General features: G+C 73.4%; 13 protein-coding genes. 6 read left to right on the forward strand and 7 right to left on the reverse strand.

Going from position 1 to position 18,809, the window contains the following annotated elements; all coding sequences use genetic code 11:
- Positions 1–53: 53 nt before the first annotated feature.
- The 4 genes from ACIRBY_RS36380 to ACIRBY_RS36395 all read left to right on the forward strand — a co-directional run bounded on the left by ACIRBY_RS36380 (position 54) and on the right by ACIRBY_RS36395 (position 6,070).
- On the forward strand, positions 54–1,478 hold the full coding sequence (locus tag ACIRBY_RS36380; RefSeq protein WP_403908935.1) for an ABC transporter substrate-binding protein: 1,425 nt from the start codon (positions 54–56) through the stop codon (positions 1,476–1,478).
- A 3-nt stretch (positions 1,479–1,481) separates the two neighbouring features.
- On the forward strand, positions 1,482–2,810 hold the full coding sequence (locus tag ACIRBY_RS36385) for a carbohydrate ABC transporter permease (protein WP_403908938.1): 1,329 nt from the start codon (positions 1,482–1,484) through the stop codon (positions 2,808–2,810).
- Positions 2,807–3,646 carry a carbohydrate ABC transporter permease gene (locus tag ACIRBY_RS36390; RefSeq protein WP_403908940.1) on the forward strand — a complete coding sequence of 280 codons (840 nt, stop codon included), beginning with the start codon at positions 2,807–2,809 and terminating at the stop codon, positions 3,644–3,646. The genes ACIRBY_RS36385 and ACIRBY_RS36390 overlap by 4 nt, the downstream gene beginning before the upstream one ends.
- Before the next feature lie 159 nt (positions 3,647–3,805).
- Entirely contained in the window at positions 3,806–6,070 is a 2,265-nt protein-coding gene (locus ACIRBY_RS36395) for a CDP-glycerol glycerophosphotransferase family protein (protein WP_403908943.1), read from the forward strand.
- Between the two features lie 10 nt (positions 6,071–6,080).
- Here ACIRBY_RS36395 and ACIRBY_RS36400 read toward each other — a convergent pair whose 3' ends face one another.
- The 3 genes from ACIRBY_RS36400 to ACIRBY_RS36410 all read right to left on the reverse strand — a co-directional run bounded on the left by ACIRBY_RS36400 (position 6,081) and on the right by ACIRBY_RS36410 (position 9,214).
- Positions 6,081–6,977 carry an RNA polymerase sigma-70 factor gene (locus tag ACIRBY_RS36400; RefSeq protein ID WP_403908946.1) on the reverse strand — a complete coding sequence of 299 codons (897 nt, stop codon included), beginning with the start codon at positions 6,975–6,977 and terminating at the stop codon, positions 6,081–6,083.
- A 136-nt stretch (positions 6,978–7,113) separates the two neighbouring features.
- Positions 7,114–8,319: an NAD(P)/FAD-dependent oxidoreductase gene (locus ACIRBY_RS36405; protein WP_403908949.1), complete on the reverse strand. Its 1,206-nt coding sequence runs from the start codon at positions 8,317–8,319 to the stop codon at positions 7,114–7,116.
- A gap of 253 nt (positions 8,320–8,572) precedes the next feature.
- Positions 8,573–9,214 (reverse strand): TetR/AcrR family transcriptional regulator, encoded by a 642-nt coding sequence (locus ACIRBY_RS36410; RefSeq protein ID WP_403908952.1) that lies wholly within the window; start codon positions 9,212–9,214, stop codon positions 8,573–8,575.
- Positions 9,215–9,405: 191 nt separating this feature from the next.
- On the opposite strand from ACIRBY_RS36410, the gene ACIRBY_RS36415 reads away from it, so the two are divergent.
- Positions 9,406–10,311 (forward strand): ABC transporter permease, encoded by a 906-nt coding sequence (locus ACIRBY_RS36415; protein ID WP_403908955.1) that lies wholly within the window; start codon positions 9,406–9,408, stop codon positions 10,309–10,311.
- On the forward strand, positions 10,304–11,110 hold the full coding sequence (locus ACIRBY_RS36420) for an ABC transporter ATP-binding protein (RefSeq protein WP_403908958.1): 807 nt from the start codon (positions 10,304–10,306) through the stop codon (positions 11,108–11,110). Before ACIRBY_RS36415 ends, ACIRBY_RS36420 begins: the two co-directional genes overlap by 8 nt.
- An 80-nt stretch (positions 11,111–11,190) precedes the next feature.
- Here the strand turns inward: ACIRBY_RS36420 and ACIRBY_RS36425 are convergent, their stop codons facing one another.
- The 4 genes from ACIRBY_RS36425 to ACIRBY_RS36440 form a co-directional block, all read right to left on the reverse strand.
- Positions 11,191–16,158, reverse strand: a complete 4,968-nt coding sequence (locus tag ACIRBY_RS36425) for an NAD-glutamate dehydrogenase (protein ID WP_403908961.1) — start codon at positions 16,156–16,158, stop codon at positions 11,191–11,193.
- 364 nt (positions 16,159–16,522) lie between these two features.
- The gene (locus ACIRBY_RS36430; protein ID WP_403908964.1) at positions 16,523–17,191 is read right to left on the reverse strand and encodes an HAD family hydrolase; all 669 of its coding nucleotides are present in this window, start codon (positions 17,189–17,191) and stop codon (positions 16,523–16,525) included.
- A 14-nt stretch (positions 17,192–17,205) separates the two neighbouring features.
- Positions 17,206–17,706, reverse strand: coding sequence for a DUF6912 family protein (locus tag ACIRBY_RS36435; protein ID WP_403908967.1), 501 nt, complete (start codon positions 17,704–17,706; stop codon positions 17,206–17,208).
- Between the two features lie 61 nt (positions 17,707–17,767).
- Entirely contained in the window at positions 17,768–18,346 is a 579-nt protein-coding gene (locus ACIRBY_RS36440; protein WP_403908970.1) for an Rv3235 family protein, read from the reverse strand.
- Positions 18,347–18,809 lie beyond the last annotated feature (463 nt).

Here is an 18,809-nt window from a genome sequence, read left to right on the forward strand (position 1 = left end):
TAGACCTGGTGGCACGGAGCACACCACGGCCACACGGCATCGGGGGCGGCACCATGCGCGGACAGCACGGACGGTACGGATCGAGCCAGGCGAGAAGCCTGGCGGGGAGCCGGACGAGAGGCCCGGCGGGGACGCGGGCGCGGGCCTGGACGGCCCTCGCCGCCGCGGGCGCGCTCGCCCTCACGGCGTGCGGGGGCGGCGGTGGCGGCGGCAGCGCCGGCAGCACCCCGTCCACGGGCGGGGAGCAGGCCCCCACCGTCGCCTTACCGAAGCTCCCGGGCGAGAAGCTGGAGGTCTCGGCGGTCTGGACGGGGCCCGAGCAGGCCAACTTCACCAAGGTGCTCAAGGAGTTCGAGAAGCGGACGGGCGCGACCGTCACCTTCGTCCCGGCCCAGGACCCCATCGTCACCTTCCTCGGCACCAAGATCGCGGGCGGTCAGCCCCCGGACGTGGCGCTGCTCCCGCAGGTCGGGGCGCTGACCGCGGCGGTGCGGAACAAGTGGGCGCAGCCGGTGGGCCCGGAGGCCCGGGCGCAGCTCGACGCCAACTACTCGCCGGGCTGGCGGCAGCTGGGGGCGGTCGACGGCACCCAGTACGGCGTCTACTACAAGGCGGCGAACAAGTCGCTGGTCTGGTACAACGCGAAGGCCTTCGAGGCGGCGGGCGTCAAGCCGCCGAAGACGTGGAAGGAGCTGCTGGCCGCGGCCGACACCCTCTCGGCCTCCGGCACCGCGCCGGTCTCGGTGGCGGGCGCGGACGGCTGGACGCTGACGGACTGGTTCGAGAACGTCTACCTCTCGCAGGCGGGCCCGCAGAAGTACGACCAGCTGGCGAAGCACCAGATCAAGTGGACGGACGACAGCGTCAAGCAGGCGCTGACCACCCTCGGCGAGCTGTTCGGCCGCAAGGACTTCCTGGCGGGCGGCACGGCGGGGGCGCTGGCGACGGAGTTCCCGAAGTCGGTGACGCAGGTGTTCACCGGGGGCGACCGGCCGGCGGCGGCGATGGTCTTCGAGGGCGACTTCGTGGCGGTGAACATCGGCCAGACGGAGGCGAAGGTCGGCAAGGACGCCCTGGTCTTCCCGTTCCCGGCGGTCGGTGCGAAGGCCCCGGTGGTCTCGGGCGGTGACGTGGCGGTGGCGCTGAAGCCGTCGAAGGGGGCGCAGGCCCTGCTGACGTTCCTGGCGTCGGCGGACGCGGCGCGGATCCAGGCCGGGGAGGGCGGTTTCGTCTCCCCGAACAAGGCGGTGGACTTCGCGGCGTACCCGAACGACATCCAGCGGGGCATCGCGAAGGCGCTGATCGCGGCGGGCGACGACTTCCGCTTCGACATGTCGGACCAGGCACCGGCCGCGTTCGGCGGGACTCCGGGCGCGGGTGAGTGGAAGGCGCTCCAGGACTTCCTGGCGAACCCGTCGGACGTGGCGGGCACCCAGGCGAGGCTGGAGGCGGACGCGGCCAAGGCGTACGGAGAGTAGGCGGTGACGACCACACGGGCGGCCCGGCCCGGCGCGCCGGGCCGCCGGGCGGCCGTGCGGCGGCGGCTGGTCGCGGCGGCGTTCCTGCTGCCGGCGCTGGTCCTGCTGGGCGCGCTGGTGGTGCAGCCCATCGGGTTCTCGCTCTACCGCAGCCTCTTCGACCGTTCCGGGGACGCCTTCGTCGGCGCCGCCAACTACGAGGCGATCGTGCGCGATCCGGCGATCCGCACCGCCCTGCGCAACACGGCGGTGTGGGTGGCGGTGGCCCCGGCCCTGGCCACCGCCCTCGGCCTGGTCTTCGCGGTGCTGACCGAGCGGGTCCGCTGGGGGACGGCGTTCAAGCTGCTGGTGTTCATGCCGATGGCCATCTCGATGCTGGCGGCGGGGATCATCTTCCGGCTGGTGTACGACCACGACCCGCACCGGGGCGTGGCCAACGCGGTGGCGGTCGGGGTGCACGACACCTTCGCCCCGGCCTCGGCGTTCCCGAAGGCCCGGCCGGGCCGGGACTCGCCGCTGGAGCCCGCCGCGGGCGGTGCGTTCGTGACGCGCGAGCCGGTACGGGCGGGGGTGCCGGCGCTGCTGCCGCTGGTCGGGGTGGCCCCGGAGGCCCTGCCCGCGGGGGCCCGTGCGGCGCGGGCCGCGCAGGCGGTGCCGGGGAAGGTGACGGGCACGGTCTGGCAGGACTTCACCCGGGGCGGGGGCGGCGCGGTGAACGCGGTCGACCCGACGGAGACGGGCCTGTCGGGGATGCGGATCGAGGCGGTGCGCGGCGGCCGGGTGGTGGCGGCGGCCACGGCCCGGGCGGACGGCACGTTCGCCCTGCCCGGCTCCGCGGACGGCGCCCTGCTGCGGCTGCCGGCGTCGAACTTCCGGGCGGCGTACGCGGGCGTGGAGTGGCTGGGCCCGGTCCTGGTGACCCCGGCGGTGATCGGGGCGTACGTGTGGATGTGGGCGGGGTTCGCGATGGTGCTGATCGGGGCCGGGCTGGCGGCGGTGCCGCGGGAGCTGCTGGAGGCGGCCCGGGTGGACGGGGCGGGCGAGTGGCAGGTGTTCCGGCGGATCACCGTGCCGCTGCTGTCACCGGTGCTGGTGGTGGTCCTGGTGACCCTCGTCATCAACGTCATGAAGATCTTCGACCTGGTCTTCGTGATCGCGCCGGGCGCGGTGCAGGACGACGCGAACGTGCTCGCGCTCCAGCTGTACCGGACCTCCTTCGGCACGGACGCCGACCAGGGGCTGGGCAGCGCCATCGCGGTCCTGCTGCTGGTGCTGGTGGTGCCGGTGATGCTGCTGAATATCCGCCGGATACGGAAGGAGGCCTCGCGGTGAGCGTCGTCCGGCGTCTCGCGGGGAGCGTGCTGCTGCGCGCCTTCCTCGTGCTGGCCGCGCTGTTCTGGCTGGTGCCCACCCTCGGCCTGCTGGTCTCCTCCTTCCTGTCCCCGGGCGATCTCAACCGGGGCGGCTGGTGGCAGGCGCTGACCGCGCCCTCGCGGCTGACGGCGTCCAACTACGCGCAGCTGCTGGCGAACGACACGATCACCGGCTCCCTGCTGAGCACGGTCCTGATCGCGGTGCCGGCGACCCTGCTGGTCCTGACCCTGGGCGCGCTCGCCGGATACGCCTTCGCCTGGCTGGAGTTCCCCGGCCGGGACTGGCTGTTCCTGGTCGTGGTGGGGCTGCTGGTCGTCCCCGTACAGGTGGCGCTGATCCCCGTCTCCGAACTCTTCGGCGCGATCGGGCTGTTCGAGACGACCGCCGGGGTGGTCCTGTTCCACACCGCGTTCGGGCTGCCCTTCGCGGTGTTCCTGCTGCGGAACTTCTTCGCGGAGATCCCGCGCGAGCTACTGGAGGCGGCGCGGCTGGACGGGGCCGGTGAACTGCGGCTGTTCTGGCAGGTGGTGCTGCCGCTGGGCGGTCCGGCGATCGCCTCGCTCGGCATCTTCCAGTTCCTGTGGGTGTGGAACGACATGCTGGTGGCGCTGGTCTTCGCCGACTCGGCGCACCCGCCGGTGACGGTGGCGCTCCAGCAGCAGGTTCGGCAGTTCGGGAACAACATCGACGTGCTGGCGCCCGGCGCCTTCCTGTCGATGGTCGTGCCGCTCGCCGTGTTCTTCGCCTTCCAGCGGCAGTTCGTCACGGGGGTGATGGCCGGAGCGGTCAAATAGCCTGAAAGCCCTCGTGATCATGCCGTTGACGTGCTGCGTTGACGCCGGGTAACCCGAATGCCGCAGGGCGCGTAACCCGATCGCCGCGAGGGCGTTCCAGGGGGCACCTCCAGCGGCGGCTGGGGGAGGAACATGCCCGCGCCGACCCCTGGATGTGCCGTGCCCCGGTTCAGCGTCATCGTGCCCGCGTACAAGGTTCAGGCGTACCTCCAGGAGAGTCTGGACTCGGTCCTGTCGCAGTCCTGCCCGGACGTGGAACTGATCGCGGTCGACGACGCCTCGCCGGACGCCTGCGGCTCGATCATCGACGAGTACGCGGCGCGCGACCCCCGGGTCACCGCCGTGCACCTGGCGCACAACCTCGGCCTGGGCCCGGCCCGCAACGCGGGCCTGGCCCGGGCCACCGGCGACTACCTGCTCTTCCTCGACGGCGACGACACCCTCGCCCCGGGCGCCCTCCAGGCCATCACCGACCGGCTGAAGGCCACCGGCTCCCCCGACGTCCTCGTCTACGACTACGCCCGCGCCTTCTGGACCGGCGAGGTGGTCCGCAACCGCCTCGCCGACCGGCTGTCCGAGGAGGGCCCGGCCAGCTTCCGGCTCGCCGACCGCCCGGCCCTGCTGGGCATGCTGATGGTGGTGTGGAACAAGGCGTACCGCCGCGAGTACGTGGAGCGCGAGGGCCTGGAGTTCCCGCCCGGCTTCTACGAGGACACCCCCTGGACCTACCCGGCGCTGCTGGCCGCCGAGTCCGTGGCCGTCCTCGACCGGGTCTGCGTGCACTACCGCCAGCGGCGCACCGGGTCGATCCTGACCACCACCAGCCGCCGCCACCTCGACGTCCTCGACCAGTACGACCGGGTCTTCGGCTGGCTCGCCCAGCGCCCCGAGCTGGAGCGCTGGCGCCCGGCGGTGCACCGGCGGATGGCCGAGCACTTCTGCGCCCTGTACGCCGACCCCCGGCGCCTCCCGCGCTCCGGCCGCGCCGAGTTCTTCGCCCGCGCCTGCGCCCTGCTGCGCCGCCACCGCCCCCCGGGCGGCGCGGGCGTCCTGCCGCCGGCGCCGAGCCGCACCGACCGGCTGCGGCACACCCTGATGCGCCTCGGCGCCCGCCGCGCCTACGGGCTCGCCTCGGCGGCCCGGGCGTCGGGCCTGGCCGCGGCCCGGGCGGGCTCGGCGCTGTGGCGGGGGCTGCGCGAGTGCGCCCTGCGCACGCACTACCGGATCCAGCGGCTGCTGCCCCTGCGGCCCGAACTCGCGGTGTTCTCCGCTTACTGGCACGGCGGCTACGCCTGCAACCCGGCGGCCGTCGAGGCCAAGCTGCGCGAGCTCGCCCCGCGGATGCGCACGGCGTGGATCTGCGACCCGCGGCACGCGGCGACCCTGCCCCCGGAGACGACGCCGCTGCGCCCGGGCTCGGCCGCGTACTGGACGGCCCTGGCCCGGGCCACGTACCTGACCACCAACGTCAACTTCGACCGGGCCCTGGTCAAACGGCCGGGCCAGGTCCTGCTCCAGACCCAGCACGGCACCCCGCTCAAGCGGGTCGGCCTCGACCTCCAGGACCGCCCGGCCGCCGCCCCCACCACGGACTTCGAGGGCCTGCTGCGCGGCGCCGACCAGTGGGACTTCCTGCTCTCCTCGAACCGGCACTCCACCCTGGTCTGGGAGAAGGCCGTCCCCGCCTCCTACACCACCCTGGAGTACGGCTACCCGCGCAACGACCCCTTCCACCGGGCCACCCGGGCCGAGGTCCTCGCCCTGCGCGAACGCCTCGGCATCGCGCCGGGCACCACCGCGATCCTGTACGCGCCCACCCACCGCGACTACCGGCGCAGCCGCCCCGAGCACCTGGACTTCGAGCGGGTCCTGCGGGACCTGGGCCCGCGCTTCACGGTCCTCACCCGCACCCACCTCACGTACGCGGGCACCGGGCCCGCCCACGACCCGCACCCGAGACTGCTGGACGTCTCCCGCCACCCGTCGGTCGAGGAGCTCTGCCTGGCCTCGGACGCGCTGGTCACCGACTACTCCTCCCTGATGTTCGACTACGCGTCCCTGGACCGGCCGATCGTGATCCACGCGGACGACTGGGAGGCGTACGAGGCCGCCCGCGGCACCTACTTCGACCTGCGGTCCTGCCCTCCGGGGGCGATCGCCCGGACCGAGGACGAGCTCGTCGACATCTTCGCCACCGGCCACTGGCAGGGCTCCCGCTCGGCCCAGCTGCGCGCCGCGTTCCGCTCGCGGTTCTGCTCGTACGACGACGGGTACGCGGCCGAACGCGTGGTGCGCCGGGTCTTCCTGGGGCAGCAGACCCCGCTGCCGGCCGTCACCCCGCTGGAGGACCGCCGTCCCGCGCCGGCGGCGGCCTCCGCGGCGGCCGCGGCCCGCGCGCCGCTGACGGCGGGACTGTGGCCGTAGGGGGCGCCGGTCAGCGCAGGGTGAGCGGGGTCTCGGACAGGACGTGGGTCAGCTTCTCGGGGTTGCGGACGTAGTAGAGGCCGCTGATGCGGCCGTCCTCGATCCGCATCGCCATGACCCCGTCGAGCTCGCCGTCCAGGTGGGCGACCAGTGCCGGGGTCCCGTTGACCAGGGTGGGGGTGAGGGTGAGCGGGAGCCTGGTCTTGCCGAGGCCGCCGAGCAGGAAGCGGGCCACCTTGTCGGCGCCGCCGATCGGCCGCAGCGCGGCCTGCTTGAACCCGCCGCCGTCGCCGATCAGGACCACGTCGGGGGCGAGCACGTCGAGGAGGGTCTGCGGGTCGCCGGTCTCGACGGCCCGCAGGAAGGACTCCACCGCCGCGGATGCGGCGCTGCGGGGGACCGCCTGGCGCGGGCGGCGGGCGTCCACGTGCTTGCGGGCCCGGTGCGCGATCTGGCGCACGGCGGCGGGCGTCTTGTCGACGGCGGCGGCGATCTCCTCGTAGCCGAAGTCGAAGGCCTCGCGCAGGACGAAGACGGCGCGCTCGGTGGGCGAGAGGGTCTCCAGGACGAGCATCATCGCCATCGACACGCTCTCGGCGAGCTCGACGTCCTCGGCGACGTCGGGCGCGGTGAGCAGCGGTTCGGGCAGCCACTGGCCGACGTAGGCCTCCTTGCGGCGCTGGAGGCTGCGCAGCCGGTTGAGGGCCTGGCGGGTGGTGATCCGGACCAGGTAGGCGCGCTGCTCGCGGACCTGGGCCAGGTCGACGCCGACCCAGCGCAGCCAGGTCTCCTGGAGGACGTCCTCGGCGTCGGCGGCCGATCCGAGCATCTCGTAGGCGACGGTGAAGAGCAGGTTGCGGTGGGCGACGAACGCGTCGGTCGCCGGGTCGGCGGGTTCGGTGGTCATGTGGCGGTGCCTCTCCTCGACCGCCGGCGCGGGCCGGCGGCGGTCTGGGGACGGACGCCTCCTGCGAGGTCGTCCCGTTCGGGGGGCCGGGCCCGCGGCCGGCGCCCCGGCCGGGGCGGCCGCGCGGGGCCCCCGGTCACGCCGTCCGCTCGGCGGTCGCCGGCGCCCCGGCGCCGCGGGCGTCCAGCAGCTTGCGGCGGGTGGCTCCCGAGACGCGGTGCAGCTTGTACCCGCCGGGCTCGCGGGCCTCTCCGGCCAGGTGCTTGAGGACGCCCCGGCAGACGAGCTCCTTGAGCCGGGCGCCGGGGCGGCCGCCGACGTGGAACGGGACGGCGGTGTCCGACCGCTTCGCGAACTGGAAGATGCCCGCGTGCCGGCCCAGGCTGATGCACTGGCCGGCGAAGGCCTGGCTCAGGGGCTCGGGCCGTTCGCCGGCGATCCGGCTGAGGACGGTGTCGGCGGCCCGGGCGCCCAGGGGGACCGCGGCCTGGCAGCTCATCCGCGGCGGCAGGTCCGAGGGGGCCGCCGAGTCCCCGGCGGCGACGATGCGGGCGTCGTCCACGCTGGTCAGCGTCTCGTCGGTGAGCAGGCGGCCGAGGGCGTCGGTGCTCAGCCCGCTGCGTGCGGCCAGGTCGGGGACGGCGAAGCCGGTGGTCCAGACGGTCACCCCGCCGGGCAGGGTGCGGCCGTCGGCGAGGCGGACCGTGTCGGCGGTCACCGCCGACACCCGGGTGCCGGGGCCGTCCAGGACGGTCACGCCGAGCGCCGCGAGCCGCCGGGCCACCGAGCGGCGGCCGCGGGCGTGGAGGTAGGGGCCGAGGACCCCGCCGCAGACCAGGGTGACGGCGCGGCCCTCCTCGGCGAGTTCGGCGGCGGTCTCGATGCCGGTCGGGCCGGCGCCGACCACCGTCACCGGGGCCTGCGCGGGCGCGGCCTCCAGGACCGGGCGGAGCCGCCGCGCCTCCTCCAGGGTGGCGAGGGGGAAGGCGTGCTCGGCCGCTCCGGGCACGCGGGGGTCGGCGCTGCCGCTGCCCACCGCGTAGACGAGGTAGTCGTAGCCCCGCGCGCCGCCGCCCGCCAGCTCCACGCGGCGTGCGGCGGCGTCGATCCGCTCCACGGTGTCGACCACCAGCCGTACGCCTGCGGCCAGGACCTCCTGGTAGCCGACGACCGCCGGGTCGGTGCCGCCGACCAGCTGGTGCAGGCGGACGCGGTGGACGAAGTCCGGGCGCGGGTTGACCAGCGTCACACTCACGTCGTCGCGCCGCGTCAGGCGGTTGGCCGCCATGACGCCCGCGTATCCGCCGCCGATGACGAGGACTTCGGTGTTCTGCGCGCTCATGGTGTCTCCTCCGGCTCCAGGGGTTCGACCACAGGACACCGGGGGCCGGCCGAACGTGACATCGTGTGCGCCGGATCACACCGGCGGCTCACTTCGGTGGCTCACACCGGCGGCTCACTTCGGCGGATCTTCGGCGGATCACTTGGCGGCCGTCGCGGCGGATCGGGCGGCGAGCCGTCGCGGCCGACCGGGCGGCGGGGCGCCTCGGCCGACCGGGCCGCCGGCCGGGACCGCCGGGGGGGCGGTCGGGAGGTCAGTCGGCCTTCAGTCCGGCGACCACGGAGCGGGCGAGCCCGTCCAGGTAGGCGGCCGGTACGGCGTCGCCCACCACCACCTGGCGCCAGTACAGCGGCCCGATCGCCAGGTCCAGGGCCCGCTCCGGGGAGGCCGACTCCCCCAGCTCGCCGCGCGCGACGGCTTCCGCGACGATCCCCTCGGCGAGGCGGCGCTGGCCGTCGAGCAGGGCTCCGCGCACCGCGTCGGCGATCTCCGGGTTCCGCGCGGCCTCCACCAGCAGGTCGGGGATCACAGCCGAGGCCACCGGGTGCCGCAGCACGTGCGTCATGACCTCCAGCAGCGCCCGTACGTCCCCGTAGAGGGAGCCGGTGGCCGGGACGGGGAGGCCGTCGGTGGCGAAGGCTCCGATCAGGTCGAGGACCAGGTGCAGCTTGGACTTCCAGCGCCGGTACACCGCCGTCTTGCCGACTCCGGCCCGCCGGGCGATGCCCTCGATGGACATCCGGGCGAAGCCGACCTCGGCCAGCTCCGCGAGCACCGCGCCGCGGATCGCCTCTGTGACGTCCTCGCGCAGGACGGCCGCCCCGGCGGGGGCGCGGCGGGCCGGGGCGGGGGCGGGCACGGGGGCGGCGGTCGCGGCGGCGGGCTCGTTGGTCATGGACAGAGCATAGCCGCGGACGCCGCCACCGACCCGTCACGACGATACGGTTGCGTTCCGACCCGGGGCGGCCTAACCTCGCCGTAGCGACGATACGGACCCGTCCCGTCGCCCGGCTCCCCCCTCCGGACCCTCCGGACCCCCTCCGGGGCCCGGCCGGCGGCGCCCCGACCCCGTCGAAAGCGAAGCCCGTGACCCGAGCGACCACCGCGCCACCCGCCGCGGCCCCCGCCACCCCCGCGGAACTGGCGGCGGCCCACGGCCTGACCCTCAGCGGCGCCCGTCCCTCCCTGCCCCGCTACGTCGCGCAGCTCTGGGACCGCCGCCACTTCGTGATCGCGTACGCCACCGCGCGCATGCACGCCACGTACAGCACGGCCAAGCTCGGCCAGGTCTGGCACCTGATGACCCCGCTGCTGAACGCGGCCGTCTACTACTTCATCTTCGGCATCGTGATGCACGCCAGCCACGGCGTGCCCGACTACGTGCCGTTCCTGATCACCGGCGTGTTCGTCTGGGACTTCATCGGCAGCTCGATCAACGCCGGCACCCGCGCCGTCCACAGCAACCTCGGCCTGGTCCGGGCCCTGCACTTCCCCCGCGCCAGCCTGCCCCTGTCCACGGTGGTCCAGCTCTTCCAGCAGCTGCTGGTCACCATGGGCGCCCTGGTCATCCTGCTGCTGGCCTTCGGCCAGATGCCCTCCCCGTCCTGGCTGCTCGCCGCCCCGGCCCTCTTCCTGATGGCCGTCTTCTGCGCGGGCTGCGCGATGGTCATGGCCCGCATCGGCAGCAAGAACCCGGACGTCAGCCAGCTGATGCCGTTCGTCCTGCGGACCTGGATGTACTCCTCGGGCGTGATGTGGTCCATCGACGCCATGCTGCGGTCGGACCACCTGCCGCACTGGGTCACGATCATGCTCAAGCTCAACCCCGCGGCCGTCTACATCGACCTGATGCGCTTCGCCCTGATCGACAGCTTCAAGGCCTCGCAGCTCCCCCACCACGTCTGGCCGATCGCCATCGGCTGGGCCCTGCTCGCCGGCATCGGCGGCTTCGTCTACTTCTGGAAGGCAGAGGAGGAGTACGGCCGTGGCTGACACCCTGACCCGCACCGGCGGCGACACCGCCGCCGCCACCGACACCCGTGTCCCGACCGTCATCGCCGACGAGGTGCACGTCATCTACAAGGTGAACTCCGGCGGCCGCAAGGGCGGGGCCACCGCCGCGCTCAGCCGCATCTTCTCCCGCAAGCCCGCCCCCGGCGTCCGCGAGGTGCACGCCGTCCGGGGCGTCAGCTTCACCGCCTACAAGGGCGAGGCCATCGGCCTCATCGGCACCAACGGCTCGGGCAAGTCCACCCTCCTCAAGGCCATCGCCGGCCTCCAGCCCGTGGCACGCGGCGCCGTCTACTCGCACGGCCAGCCCTCCCTCCTCGGGGTGAACGCCGCCCTGATGAACGACCTCACCGGCGAGCGGAACGTGGTCCTCGGCGGACTGGCGATGGGCATGACCAAGCAGCAGATCCGCGAGCGCTACCAGGACATCGTCGACTTCTCCGGCATCAACGAGAAGGGCGACTTCATCTCCCTGCCCATGCGCACCTACTCCTCCGGCATGGGCGCCCGGCTGCGCTTCTCCATCGCCGCCGCCAAGGACCACGACGTCCTGATGATCGACGAGGCCCTCGCCACCGGCGACGCCGCCTTCCAGCGCCGCAGCCAGGCCCGCATCGAGGAACTCCGCGCCCAGGCCGGCACCGTCTTCCTGGTCAGCCACTCCATCGGCACGGTCCGCGACACCTGCGACCGGGCGATCTGGCTGGAGTCCGGCGTCATCCGCATGGACGGCCCCTCCAAGGAGGTCTGCGACGCCTACGAGGCCTTCACCCGGGGCTGACCCCGCCCACCAGGCCGAACGGGCCGGGCCCGGAACCCCGAAGGGTTCCGGGCCCGGCCCGTTTCCGTGCGCCCGCGCGACTAGCCGTGCACCCGCAGCAGCGACCGCATCGTGCGCATCGCCACCGACAGGTTCGCCAGGTCGAAGTCGTCCGAGCCCCGGATCTCGTCCAGGGTCGTCCGCGCCCGGCCGATCAGCGCCGCGTTCTTCTCCTCCCACGCCTTGAAGCGCTCCTCGGGAGTCGAGTCCCCGTTGCCCACCGACAGCACGTCCGCCGTCAGCGCCGCGTGCGCCGCGAACAGGTCCTCGCGGATCGAGGCGCGGGCCATCGACTGCCAGCGGTCCGACCGCGGCAGCTCGATGATCCGGTCCATCAGCTGCGTGATGTCCAGCCGGTCGGCGAGGTCGTAGTACACCTCGGCGACGGCCAGCGGGTCCACGCCCGTACGGTCGGCGGTGGCCACGATGTCCAGCGTCGGGAAGGCCGACGAGAACCCGGCCACCTTCGCCGCGAGCTCCGAGGGCACGCCCTCGCCGGTGAGCTCGTCCATCACCGACTGGTACCACTCCAGGTCCGCACCGCGCACCAGCTTCGGCAGCTCGGCCCACACCTGCGCCACCCGCGCGCTGAACAGCTCCACGGTCTCGGTGATCTGGAGCGGCTGCGGCCGGTTGTTCAGCAGCCAGCGCGTACCGCGCTCCACCAGACGCCGCGAGTGCAGCCGGATCCGGGTCTGGACGTCGGCCGCGACCCGGTTGTCCAGGGCCTCGACGGCGTCCCACACCTCGGCCATGCCGAAGATCTCGCGGGCCGACAGCTGCGCCCGGACGATCTCCTCCAGCGAGGCCCCGGTCTCCTCCCGCAGACGGTGCAGGAAGGTCGAACCGCCGGAGTTGACGGTGTCGTTGACCAGGAGGGTGGTGATGATCTCCCGGCGCAGGGCGTGCGCGTCGACCTGCTCCGGGAACTTCGCCACCAGGGCGCCCGGGAAGTAGGCGTGCAGCAGACGGCGCAGGTACGGGTCGTCCGGCAGCTCGGTGTGGATGAGCTCGTCCGCCACCGTGATCTTGGTGTAGGCGAACAGGACGGCCAGCTCCGGCTGCGTCAGGCCGCGGCCGGTGTTCAGCAGCTCGCGGATCTGCCGGTCGTTGGGCAGGAACTCCAGCTGGCGGTCCAGCTGCCCGTCACGGCCCAGGCGGCGCATGAAGCGCTGCTGGGCGTGGAGCAGGCTCGACGCCTGGGCGGAGCCGTTGGCCAGGGCCACGTTCTGCGCGTAGTTGTTGCGCAGCACCAGGCGGCCGACCTCGTCCGTCATCTCGGCGAGCAGCTTGTTGCGCTGCTTGACCGTCATGTCGCCCTCGGTGACCAGCGCGTTGAGCAGGATCTTGATGTTCACCTCGTGGTCGGAGGTGTCCACGCCCGCGCTGTTGTCGATGGCGTCGGTGTTGACCTTGCCGCCCTCGCCGCCGGCGCCGCTGCGGGCGAACTCGATGCGGCCCAGCTGGGTCAGGCCCAGGTTGCCGCCCTCGCCGATGACCTTCGCGCGGACGTCCGAGCCGTTGACGCGGATGGCGTCGTTGGCCTTGTCGCCGACGTCGGCGTGCGTCTCGGCCGTCGCCTTGACGTACGTGCCGATGCCGCCGTTCCACAGCAGGTCCACCGGGGACTGCAGGATCGCCTGCATCAGGTCGGCCGGGGTCATCTTGGTGACGCCCGCCTCGATGCCCAGGGCCGCCCGCATCTGCGCGTTGACCGGGATCGCCTTGGCGGAACGCGGGTGGATGCCGCCGCCCGCCGACAGCAGCTCCGTGTCGTAGTCCGCCCACGAGGAGCGCGGCAGCTCGAACAGGCGCCGGCGCTCGGCGTACGAGACGGCCGCGTCCGGGGTCGGGTCGATGAAGATGTGCCGGTGGTCGAAGGCGGCGACCAGGCGGATGTGCTCGGACAGCAGCATGCCGTTGCCGAAGACGTCGCCGGACATGTCGCCGACGCCGACGACGGTGAAGTCCTCGTTCTGGGTGTCGTGGCCCAGCTCGCGGAAGTGCCGCTTGACGGACTCCCAGGCACCGCGGGCCGTGATGCCCATGCCCTTGTGGTCGTAGCCGGCCGAGCCGCCCGACGCGAAGGCGTCGCCCAGCCAGAACCCGTACGACTCGGCGACGCCGTTGGCGATGTCGGAGAAGGTGGCCGTGCCCTTGTCGGCGGCGACGACCAGGTAGGTGTCGTCCCCGTCGTGGCGGACCACGCCCTTGGGCGGCACGACCTCGCCCGCGACCATGTTGTCGGTGATGTCGAGCAGCGCCGAGATGAAGATCTTGTACGAGGCGATGCCCTCGGCGAGCCACGCGTCGCGGTCCACCGACGGGTCCGGCAGGTTCTTGGCGACGAAGCCGCCCTTGGCGCCGACCGGCACGATGACGGTGTTCTTGACCATCTGCGCCTTGACCAGGCCGAGGATCTCCGTACGGAAGTCCTCACGGCGGTCGGACCAGCGCAGACCGCCTCGGGCGACCTTGCCGAAGCGCAGGTGGACGCCCTCGACGCGCGGGGAGTACACCCAGATCTCGAACGCCGGGCGCGGGGCCGGCAGGTCCGGGATGGCCTGCGGGTCGAACTTCATCGACACGTACGCGTGCTGCTCGCCCGCGGCGTTCGGCTGGAAGAAGTTCGTGCGCAGGGTGGCCTTGATCAGCGTCAGGAACGCCCGCAGGATGCGGTCCTCGTCGAGCGAGGCGACCTGGTCCAGGGCCCCGTCCAGCTCCTCCAGCATGGCGTCGACGAGCTCGGTGCCGGCGGACTGGCGGCCCGGCGACATCCGCGCCTCGAAGAGGGAGACCAGCAGCCGGGTGGTGTGGACGTTGTTGCGGAGGGTGTCCTCCATGTAGTCCTGGCTGAAGGTGGAGCCGGCCTGGCGCATGTACTTGGCGTACGCGCGCAGGACGACGGCCTGCCGCCAGGTGAGCCCGGCACCCAGGACGAGGGTGTTGAAGTTGTCGTTCTCGGCCTCGCCGGTCCACACGGCCGCGAAGGCCTCCTGGAACCGCTCGCGCGCGTCGTCGCCGAGGTAGCTGTCGCCGTTGCCGGTGGACAGCGGCATCCGCAGGCCGAAGTCGTAGATCCAGGCGCTCACCCGGTCGCTGCGGCGCAGCTCGTACGGGCGCTCGTCGGTGACCTCGACGCCCAGGCGCTGGAGGACCGGCAGGACGGCGGACAGGGAGACCTGCTCGCCCTCGCGGTAGATCTTGAAGCGGCGCTCGCCCGGGCCCGCGCCGACGGGCTCGTACAGGGAGAGCGCGAACTCGCGGTCGCTGGCGGAGAGCCGCTCCAGGTGGCAGAGGTCGGACACGGCCATGCGCGGCGTGTGGTCGGCCTTGTAGCCCTCGGAGAAGGAGCCGCTGTACTTGCGCAGCAGCTCGGCGGCGCGCTCCTCGCCCAGCTCGGCGGTCAGGGCCTCGCCGAAGCCGTCGCTCCAGGAGCGGGCCGCCTCGACCAGGCGGGACTCGACGCGCTCGACGTCGGCGTCGGTCAGCGCGGGCAGCTGGGTGCCCTGCGGGACGCGGACGACGAAGTGGATGCGCGAGAGGATCGATTCGGTGTTCCAGGCGGTGAAGTCGACGCTGGTGCCGCCGAGCTCCTCCTTCAGGATGTCCATCAGGCGCAGCCGGACGCCGGTGGTGAACCGGTCGCGCGGCAGGTAGACGAGCGCCGAGTAGTAGCGGCCGTACTCGTCCTGGCGCAGGTAGAGCCGCAGACGGCGGCGTTCCTGGAGGTACAGGACGGAGGTGGCGATCTCGCGGAGCTTGTCGACCGGGGTCTGGAACAGCTCGTCGCGCGGGTAGGTCTCCAGGATCTGGAGCAGGTCGCGGCCGTCGTGGCTGGACGGCGAGAAGCCGGCGCCCTCCAGGACCTCGGAGACCTTGCGGCGGATCACCGGGACGCGGCGCACGGACTCGGTGTACGCGGCGGAGGAGAACAGGCCGAGGAAGCGGCGCTCGCCGACCACGTTGCCCTCGGCGTCGAACTTCTTCACGCCGACGTAGTCGAGGTACGAGGGGCGGTGCACCGTGGCGCGGCTGTTGGCCTTCGTCAGCACCAGCAGCCGGTGCTCACGGGCCTTGGCGCGGGCGTCGGCCGGCAGCCGGTTGAAGGACGGCGAGACGGGGTGCGCGTCCTCCTGGCCGTGGTGGACCGGGTCGGAGCGCAGGATGCCGAGGCCGGTGCCCGGGACGGCCGCGAGGGCGTCGCCGTCGACCAGGTTGTACTCGCGGAAGCCGATGAAGGTGAAGTGGTCGTCGGCCAGCCAGCGCAGCAGCTCGCGGGCCTCCTCCCGCTCGTACTCGCGCAGGTCCGGGGCGGTCGGCTCGTTCGGCAGCTCGTCGGCGATGCGCAGCGCGGCGTCGCGCATCTTCTCCCAGTCCTCGACGGACTCGCGGACGTCGGACAGGACGCGCAGCAGGTCGCCGGTGATCTGCTTGAGGTCGGCCTTGTCGGTCTCGCGGTCGATCTCGACGTGGATCCACGACTCGACGAGGGAGTCGTGGGGGCGCGCGGTCTTGGGACCGTGGGCGTCGCAGTCGGGACCGAGGATCTCGATCAGCTTGCCGGTGACGTCACGGCGCACGACGACCTGCGGGTGGATCACGACGTGGATGCCGCGGCCCTGGCGGGACAGCTCGTTGGTGACCGAGTCCACGAGGAACGGCATGTCGTCCGTGACCACCTCGACGACCGAGTGGCTGGAGGTCCAGCCGTTCTCCTCGACCGTGGGGGTGTGCACGCGCACGCTCGCCGTGCCCTGCGGGCGGTTCTCCGCCAGCCGGTAGTGCGAGAGCGCCGCGCCGAACACGTCGACCGGGTCGCGGTCCGCGAGGTCCTCGGGGGCCGTGTGCAGGTAGTAGCGCTGGAGGTAGGCGAGCGTCGCGCCCTGTCCGGGGTGCTCCCCGTGCTCGGACCCAGTCGGAAGTAGCCCCCCGGCCGGGCTGTTCTCAGCTACCCGTGCCGCCCGCGCGAGCAGCTCGGCCTTTGCTTCGTCCAGCTTGGTCTGCATGTCCTCTGGCTCCTGTCGCGCGCCATTGCGTGACGTAGGGGAAGGAAGGAATGACAAAGCGCCGCGATGAGGCGGGAAGTCCGTCCGGATCAGGTCGCGACGCCGTGTCGTCGGGAGAGCCGCCGGGGAGTGCTTCGACCGTGATCGACAGGTCCCGGCGGCGGGGATCAGCGAAGGCCCGGGCACGAACGTGCGCCGGGCGCGGGCCGGGGGCGTCAGTGCCCCCGAGGACTATCGCGCTGATCACGGGTACAAGGCTATCTCGCCCCACCCCCCGGTCGTCATTCACTGCATCTGTACAAATCCCGGGGTAAAACCTGGACAGTCTGGCCAGCGACTCGGCCGCCGCCGCGTGCGGGGGTGCCTATCCGGCCAGCTCACGGGCGGTGGCGACGGCCTCGGCGAGGCTGTCGACGACCGGGACGCCCGCGGACTCCAGGCTGGCCCGGCTGTGCGAGCCGCCGGTGTACAGGACCGCGCGGGCGCCCACGTGGGCGGCGGCCAGCGCATCGTCCACGGCGTCACCGACGAGGACCGTACGGGAAGCCGTCACACCGGCCGCCTCCATGGCGGCCATATGGCGTACGAGGTGTCCCGCCTTGGAGGTGTGCGAGGGCCCGGTACGGCCGTCGACCCGCAGGAAGTGCACGTCGATGCCGTGCTCGCGGACCAGCGGCACGAGCTTCTCGTGGGGCGCGAGCGACAGCAGGGACTGGGTGAACCCGTCCTCCTGCCAGCCCCGCAGCAGCTCCCGCGCCCCCTCGGCGAGGCCGGACCCGGCGGCGGCCGCCCAGTAGTGGCGGTGGAACGCCTCGTCCATGACGGCCCACTCGTCCTCGGTGGGCAGCCGGCCCATCAGCCGCTCGTAGAACTTCGGCACGGGGACGACGTACAGCTCGCGGTACCGCGCCAGGGTGATCGGCGCAAGACCGAGCTCCGCGAAGGAGGCGTTGGTGGCGACCATGACGGCGTCGATGTCGTGGAGCAGGGTCCCGTTCCAGTCCCACACGATGTGGGCCGTAGCGGCGCTCACCCGGATCTCCGTACTCATCCCAGCAGCCCCGGGATCTCCTGCACGCCGAACCACAGCAGCTCGTGGTCCTCGGCCCCGTCGACGAGGAACTGCGCGTCGTCGTCGCCCGCGTCCGCGGCCGCCAGGGCCCCGGCGGCGGCCGTCACGTCCTGCTCGGCGTCCTCGGCGTCGACGTGCACGGCGGCGGCCACGGTGAGCCGCACGGCGGCGGCGAGCGTCACCTGCCCGAGGGTGGCCTCGTCCACGCCCGGGGACGCGGCGGCGGCCTTGTCGTCGACGTCGACGGCGACGACGACCCGCTTGCGCGGGGCGGCGGCGTCCTCGGCCAGCATCCGCAGCGAGGCGGCGGCGGCACGGCCCAGCGCCGCGTACTCCAGCTCCTCGATGTCGTCGGAGACGTACCACTCCCGCAGCCCGGGGGTGACGGCGTACGCGCGGAGCGGGGCGGGCCCCAGCTCGCCCGCCTTGTGCGCCTCGGCGAGCCCGGGGAGGGTCAGGGGGACGTACACGCGCATGGCCGGCTGCTTTCGGTAGTCGGAAACCCCCTCAGGATACGACCGCGACGCGCGAACTCCCCTAGGGGCGGGGGCCCTGCATCTCCACGGCGGCGCACCGCCAGCGCAGATCAGCCCCCTGTTCGAGCCGGAAGGCCATCGCCGAGACCCGGTCGCCGGTCGCGATCCGCGCGAACGCCTCGATGACCCCCGGCCCCGGGTGGAACCGCCCGCAGTGCCGCAGCACGGGCCGCAGCCGGTCCCGCAGCGGCCCGCTGGGCGCGAGCTCGACCAGCTGGTCGTACGCCTCCCCGACGGTCAGCCCGAGCAGCGAGTGCACGGGCCGCTGCCCGCTGACGACGGCCAGGATCCGCTGCGCGAACCAGTCATGCGGCCCCGCCCTCCGCCCGGCCCGCGGACTACCGCCGGGGCGCGGGGCCCCGACCGGCCGGGGGGCACCGACCGGCCGGGGGCCGGCGGGCGCGGGCCCCGCTGCCGCCCGGGGGCCGGCGCTGGCGGACGGGCTCCCCGCCCCCGCCGCCCGGGACCCGGCCCCCGGCCGCCGCTGGTCCCGCCGCCCGGCGGGCCGGGTCCGCCCCGACCCGCCGGGCCTGCTGCGACTGCCCTCGCCGCCGATGGCGCCGCGCGTGGTGGTGTCCATGCCGATTCCCCCGATCAACCGTGCCCGGCGGCACCAGGCGGTAACGTGATGCGGGTTTTCTACGACCCCCGAACACGCTCCGCAACCGACGCCACCCCCCACGGAACCCCCCGGCCGAGGTTCACCTATCCGGGTGCCCGAACCTGCCCCCAGGGCACGCGAAACCCCCCGGAAAGGCCCTGGAAGCCACCCCCAAGCCCTTCCCGCCCCAGCCCGAAAGGGTCACCCCCACATCACCCTCCCGGCCCACAAAACCCACCCCCAGCCCCACCCCGCACCGATCACACTCGGTATCCACCGGCCCGCCCACCCACCCGGCACGAGCGAACGGCCGACCGGGACCGGGGGTGGTCGGGACGTGGGCGGGGCGGGGCGGGCGGGCGCCCCAGATCGCTACGCGCTCCTCATTTCTCGGCGTCCTGCCCCCGCCTGGGGCTGATACCCGCACCAAAAGACGACCACA

The organism is Streptomyces sp. NPDC096136 (genome assembly GCF_044763325.1).
Taxonomy (GTDB): Bacteria; Actinomycetota; Actinomycetes; order Streptomycetales; family Streptomycetaceae; genus Streptomyces.

Excerpts from the sequence above, each read along its gene's own strand:
- ACIRBY_RS36380 (WP_403908935.1), top strand. The coding sequence starts at position 54 with ATGCGCGGACAGCACGGACGGTACGGATCGAGCCAGGCGAGAAGCCTG.
- ACIRBY_RS36405 (WP_403908949.1), bottom strand. The coding sequence starts at position 8,319 with ATGAGCGCGCAGAACACCGAAGTCCTCGTCATCGGCGGCGGATACGCG.
- ACIRBY_RS36400 (WP_403908946.1), bottom strand. The coding sequence starts at position 6,977 with ATGACCACCGAACCCGCCGACCCGGCGACCGACGCGTTCGTCGCCCAC.
- ACIRBY_RS36425 (WP_403908961.1), bottom strand. The coding sequence starts at position 16,158 with ATGCAGACCAAGCTGGACGAAGCAAAGGCCGAGCTGCTCGCGCGGGCG.
- ACIRBY_RS36440 (WP_403908970.1), bottom strand. The coding sequence starts at position 18,346 with ATGGACACCACCACGCGCGGCGCCATCGGCGGCGAGGGCAGTCGCAGC.
- ACIRBY_RS36435 (WP_403908967.1), bottom strand. The coding sequence starts at position 17,706 with ATGCGCGTGTACGTCCCCCTGACCCTCCCCGGGCTCGCCGAGGCGCAC.
- ACIRBY_RS36410 (WP_403908952.1), bottom strand. The coding sequence starts at position 9,214 with ATGACCAACGAGCCCGCCGCCGCGACCGCCGCCCCCGTGCCCGCCCCC.